This is a genomic window from Stenomitos rutilans (genome assembly GCF_059505485.1).
This window is the reverse complement of record NZ_JCACKR010000047.1, coordinates 1-4304: the sequence shown is the minus strand read 5'-3', so window position 1 is coordinate 4304 and position 4304 is coordinate 1. Positions and strand designations below refer to the sequence as shown.

The window sequence follows — 4304 nt, the reverse complement described above, 5'->3', positions numbered from 1 at the left end:
CTCGTTTACTCAAAACGATGGTTCGGCTCTGTCCCTGATTCGGGTAGCTAACTTTTTGCCTTTCCCAAGCTTTCTGGTTAGCGCCCCAAACCTTTCATAAAACTGAGTATCGAAGCCGTTAACCCTCTCTGTTTGCTGCAGTGGGGGTTTTGGCTTCTAAAGTGCCCTAGAACATAACCACACTCCTTGTTATTGCAGCGGGACAAACTTGAAGGGCTAAAGCATCCCCCTGTAGGTGGCGCACGAGCGATGGAGAGTGCCCAGCTAACCGCATAGAAGAATCCTCTGTGCCTAAGGCATAGTAGATCGGATGCCCTTCGAGGCGCTCATCATCTTTTGAATCAACGCGTTGCAAGCGTCCGAAGTCATTTTGGGATAGGGGCTCGACTCGCGGGTTCCCAAGTTAAGGTTTGCTCTAGTCTCAGAAACAGCAAACGGCAGAGCTTTCTAGCCATTTGGCTATCAGTCCTGCCGCTCCCTCTGAAGGCTACGGATATTCAAAGTGCTTTGCGTTGGTTAATAATTTAACTCCACTTGCCGCTAAGTGCAAGTGTACTGTCAATCTTTCTCAGTCTTGCAATGAGCCTGCTAGAGCGTTTGGTCTAACCCTTGTCCAATGGTTAGGGCTACTCGCCACCCCCTTTCTGGTTTACCTTCTAAAATCGCTTACGGCACCTTGACACCCTCACGGTTGCCAAAGCTGGTTCATGTCAAAGGTCATGACCTCTCGAGGTTGAAGGGAATCGGCTTCTCCACGCCCGTAGTACCTTCAAACCAGCTGTCATCATACTCTCTTCTACCCTACCGTGTGCAAGCCGAACGGTTGGCTGTCTGGGGGGTTAGTGTCTAACTCAACCCCCGATCGCTACCATGCCGCCTATGGCACTGTCATGTGGAACCCTTCTCCTGCAAAACTTAGAGAGGTTAAGTGTCACAGCACCGGAGAAAAGGCTTTCCAAAGCAAACTTTGAGGTCGCACTTTAGCCACTGAGCGGCTCCTGTCATCAGGGTGCAACCTCGTCACTATGCTTGGTAAACAACGCTTGTTTGACCCATTTCCGCACCGTGCTTTCAGAAACGCCTGTCAAGACCGCAATCTCTCGGTAATCCTTGCCTTCCTGTCTAAGCAGCAAACACTGGTCTCTGACCGACACCAAGTACTGGGGCGGTCTTCCAGCGCTTCGACTAATTTGGGCACTAGCAGCCCACTGCCGAATGCGACTGGCTGGTACCTGAGTCAAGCCCTCAATGGCGTTCGGTGTCTTGCCTTGCTGGTAGAGTGCTAAGCAGTGCCTCTTAGTCTCGGCAGAGTAAAACGGGTGCCTCACGAGACCTGCATCATGTACCCAGCTTTTGATGGTGTCGGCTGGCACCCCAGTTAACGCTTCAATTTTGCTGGTCCGCTTGCCTGACTGATAGAGATGAAGACAGTGCGCTCGCATCGCCGCTGGATAGATCACCAAGCGTGGGGGCAAGCCAGCCGCTTTAGCCCACCTTCGGAGGGTGCGGCGATCGCCAACGCCTGTCTTTGCCTGAATTTCACTCAGCGGGCAGCCTTGTGCATACAGCGCCAACGCCTCCTCCCTAATCGCTGGTGGATGAGGGTAAGTACACTTGGGTGACGCAGTCGCCGGAAACACCGCTTCCGGTATTGCACTCAGTTTCATCTGTGTTAGCACCTTGAGCTGCTGACAATCCAAGCAAGTCCGACACTCTGGACGTAACCCTGGAGCCTCACACCCACAACTGAGTTGCCACTCCTGTAGCACTGCGGCTTGTGCCGCTTCAAAACGGTCGGCGGCATCACCAAAAATATCGATCGCGAACTTAATCATCTTCCTTCACCTGTGCAATGTCGCCATGAGTGGCTGGATCAACAAACCGTTTTAAGTCAACCTGGATTTCTTTGCCGCCCAAAAGCACCACCCGCTCCACGAGTTTGAGATACATGATCTCTCGTTCTGCTTGCGTCAGGGTGTACCAGAAATTGAGATTGCGAGCTTGCGCGTGATGCATGATCTGAACGGCTGTGCTGTCCGCTGTGAGGCGTGACTCTTTGAAGTGCAGCAATTGCTCGATCTCCTGCTGTATACTGTCCCGAGCGATCTGGACGTGGGCATTAGGCTTGAGGTGGTCAAGCTCCTGCAAACTTTGCTGCAACTCCACAATTTTGGCTGCCCTTTGTGTGTCTTCCTGTTGCCGTACGTGCGCTTGCTCTGGTGCATGCGCTGTTTCAACAAGCTGGTCGATAATGGCTTGATCAATCCGGTCTAAGTTGACACAACTGTGGTTACTGCAGCCAGTACTGGAGTGCCGACAGCCGTAATACTTGGCTTTCGGACCCGTTTTCAGGACGCATTTAGTTTGGCACTGCCCACAGTAGACCAGACCGGTCAGATAAAACGTGGTGCCTGCTGTCCTGCACCTGGCGACACCAGGTTTCAAAATCAACTTCAGTTCTTCAAGTTCCTCATCACTCAAAAGACGTTCATCTGGATGAGTATTGGCATGAACCTCCCACTCATCGGGAGCTTTCATCCGTTGCGTGGCACCTGTATTGGTGTATTTGTGATAAGCAGTATGCCCGACTAGCACTGGATTCAAGACCCAGTCCGCTAAATCTTTAGGCGCACTCCAAAATTCCAATTGCTCTAGAAAGACAATGCTTTTGCGATTCATCTTGCGCCTGGAAGCGCCATGCTCACCGATGATATTGCTGTAGCATTTCGTCTTGGGAATGCCATACTCCTCACGCATCTGACCCAGCGTCTTTGTCTTCATGCGTGTCTGCAACAAGGTTTCCACGATTTCTCTAGCAATATCAGCTTTACTCAGCCCAGCCAGTCTGGGTGAATCATCGGCATCATGGTAAAGCTCACGGTAGTTTGCCGGACGAGCAGCCAGGACGCAGACACAAGGCTGGCGATTGAGCTTGTACTGCTCGTCCACCACGATATAGCCCCAAGGCGGGCGTGGACAGGCAGCGAGTCTCTGCCGGCGATAGTTCTGTCCTCTAGAAACCCGCTCGCGCAACATGTTGCGCTCGTAGACCGCAAAGAGTGACTGTAAATCCGCTTGCAGCTCACCAGAGGCACTCTCGAAATCAACAGTGCCTTGATCCAAAAGCCGAATTTGTACGTCATGCTTCTGAGTCAGTTCCTTAAATTTGAGGTAGAGCGCACTGCTCCGCATGAGCCGATCCCAACGCGTTGCCACAATTTCAGCGACCTCGCCACGTTCGACTAAAGCCATCAATCGATTGAGGCTATGTCTATTGGTTTCGGCACCCGATTCAACATCATAGAGAATCTTGTCTTTAGCGACTCCAGCCTGCGCTAAGCGATCCAATTGCTGTTCTAAAGCATGAAAATTTTCGGCTTGCTCCTGGCTAGAAACTCGGCCATAACCCATAACTTTGGGTTTAAGCAGGATCATGCTGACCATCCTCCTCAGCCTTTTTCCTTTGTTCTAAAGCACGAGAGTTTTCGGCTTGCTCCTGAGTAGAAACTCGGCAATAACCGATCATTTCATGCTGGCGGCGCTGCTGTTTCTCCTGCTGTTTCTTTTTCACTGGTAAGTTGGAGTCAGGAGCCTGAGCGTTATGGGGCTGGCAAGCGTGCCTCTGAGTCAGAGCCTTCATAGAGGCCAAGATGTGCTCCCCTATCGGCGTCAAATCGGCTTCACCTTCGTCCAGCAAGAAGAGCCTGGTCTTTGCGGCTCTGAAGACGTCAGAAATTTTCAGATAAACATCGGAGCTTCTGGTCAGTCGATCCCAGCGAGTCGAAACGACGGCGTGAATACTTTTCGCTTCGGCTAGCTTTAGAAGAATGGCTACGCCTTCTCCATCGTTATCTGAACTCGAGCTAAACTCACAGATCATCGTCTTGACACCTGCGGCTCGGATTCTAGAAACCTGCTCTAAAAATGCGTTTGCTCCATCCTGGTCTTGATCATCGGCGCGAATATAGCCGATTGTTTTTGCTTGATTAGCACGAGTAAATTTCATCAGTTCTCCAATCTTTGGGCATTCATTGTCTAAGAAAAAGCAGTCTAGTGAGAAGATTTAATGCTCATCTTTGATCAGCATACTATCAGGAATTTCCTATTTTTTGTGCAACTGTGAATCAACTAACGCTTGCACAAAAAATGGGAAAATTAAACAAAGTAAGCTCTAGAAAAGGCTGCAAAATGTTCGCCTTTCTTCCTAATAGTTATGCAATTTAGATCGCCCGTGTTCACAAACTTGCTTGGGAGCATGTCACCTTTGTAGCGAGTAGAAATACTTAAGAGGGCTAAGGTGCTGG

The 4304-nt window shown here is 50.6% G+C and carries 3 protein-coding genes; all 3 read right to left on the bottom strand.

The window, feature by feature from the left end:
* Positions 1 to 1004 precede the first annotated feature (1004 nt).
* Genes AC5JLP_RS07720 through AC5JLP_RS07710 form a run of 3 tightly spaced genes read right to left on the bottom strand, consistent with a single transcriptional unit; the run spans position 1005 to position 4006 of the window.
* Positions 1005 to 1835, bottom strand: a complete 831-nt coding sequence (locus AC5JLP_RS07720; RefSeq protein ID WP_496067344.1) for a helix-turn-helix domain-containing protein — start codon at positions 1833 to 1835, stop codon at positions 1005 to 1007.
* A complete protein-coding gene (locus tag AC5JLP_RS07715) occupies positions 1828 to 3435 on the bottom strand; it encodes a recombinase family protein (protein WP_496067343.1) in 1608 nt (535 codons plus the stop codon). The genes AC5JLP_RS07720 and AC5JLP_RS07715 overlap by 8 nt, the downstream gene beginning before the upstream one ends.
* Positions 3422 to 4006, bottom strand: a complete 585-nt coding sequence (locus tag AC5JLP_RS07710; RefSeq protein WP_496067342.1) for a recombinase family protein — start codon at positions 4004 to 4006, stop codon at positions 3422 to 3424. Before AC5JLP_RS07710 ends, AC5JLP_RS07715 begins: the two co-directional genes overlap by 14 nt.
* Positions 4007 to 4304: the final 298 nt, after the last annotated feature.

Bases quoted from the DNA above. Each gene is read 5' to 3' on its own strand.
- AC5JLP_RS07715 (WP_496067343.1), bottom strand. From the start codon at position 3,435: ATGATCCTGCTTAAACCCAAAGTTATGGGTTATGGCCGAGTTTCTAGC.
- AC5JLP_RS07710 (WP_496067342.1), bottom strand. From the start codon at position 4,006: ATGAAATTTACTCGTGCTAATCAAGCAAAAACAATCGGCTATATTCGC.
- AC5JLP_RS07720 (WP_496067344.1), bottom strand. From the start codon at position 1,835: ATGATTAAGTTCGCGATCGATATTTTTGGTGATGCCGCCGACCGTTTT.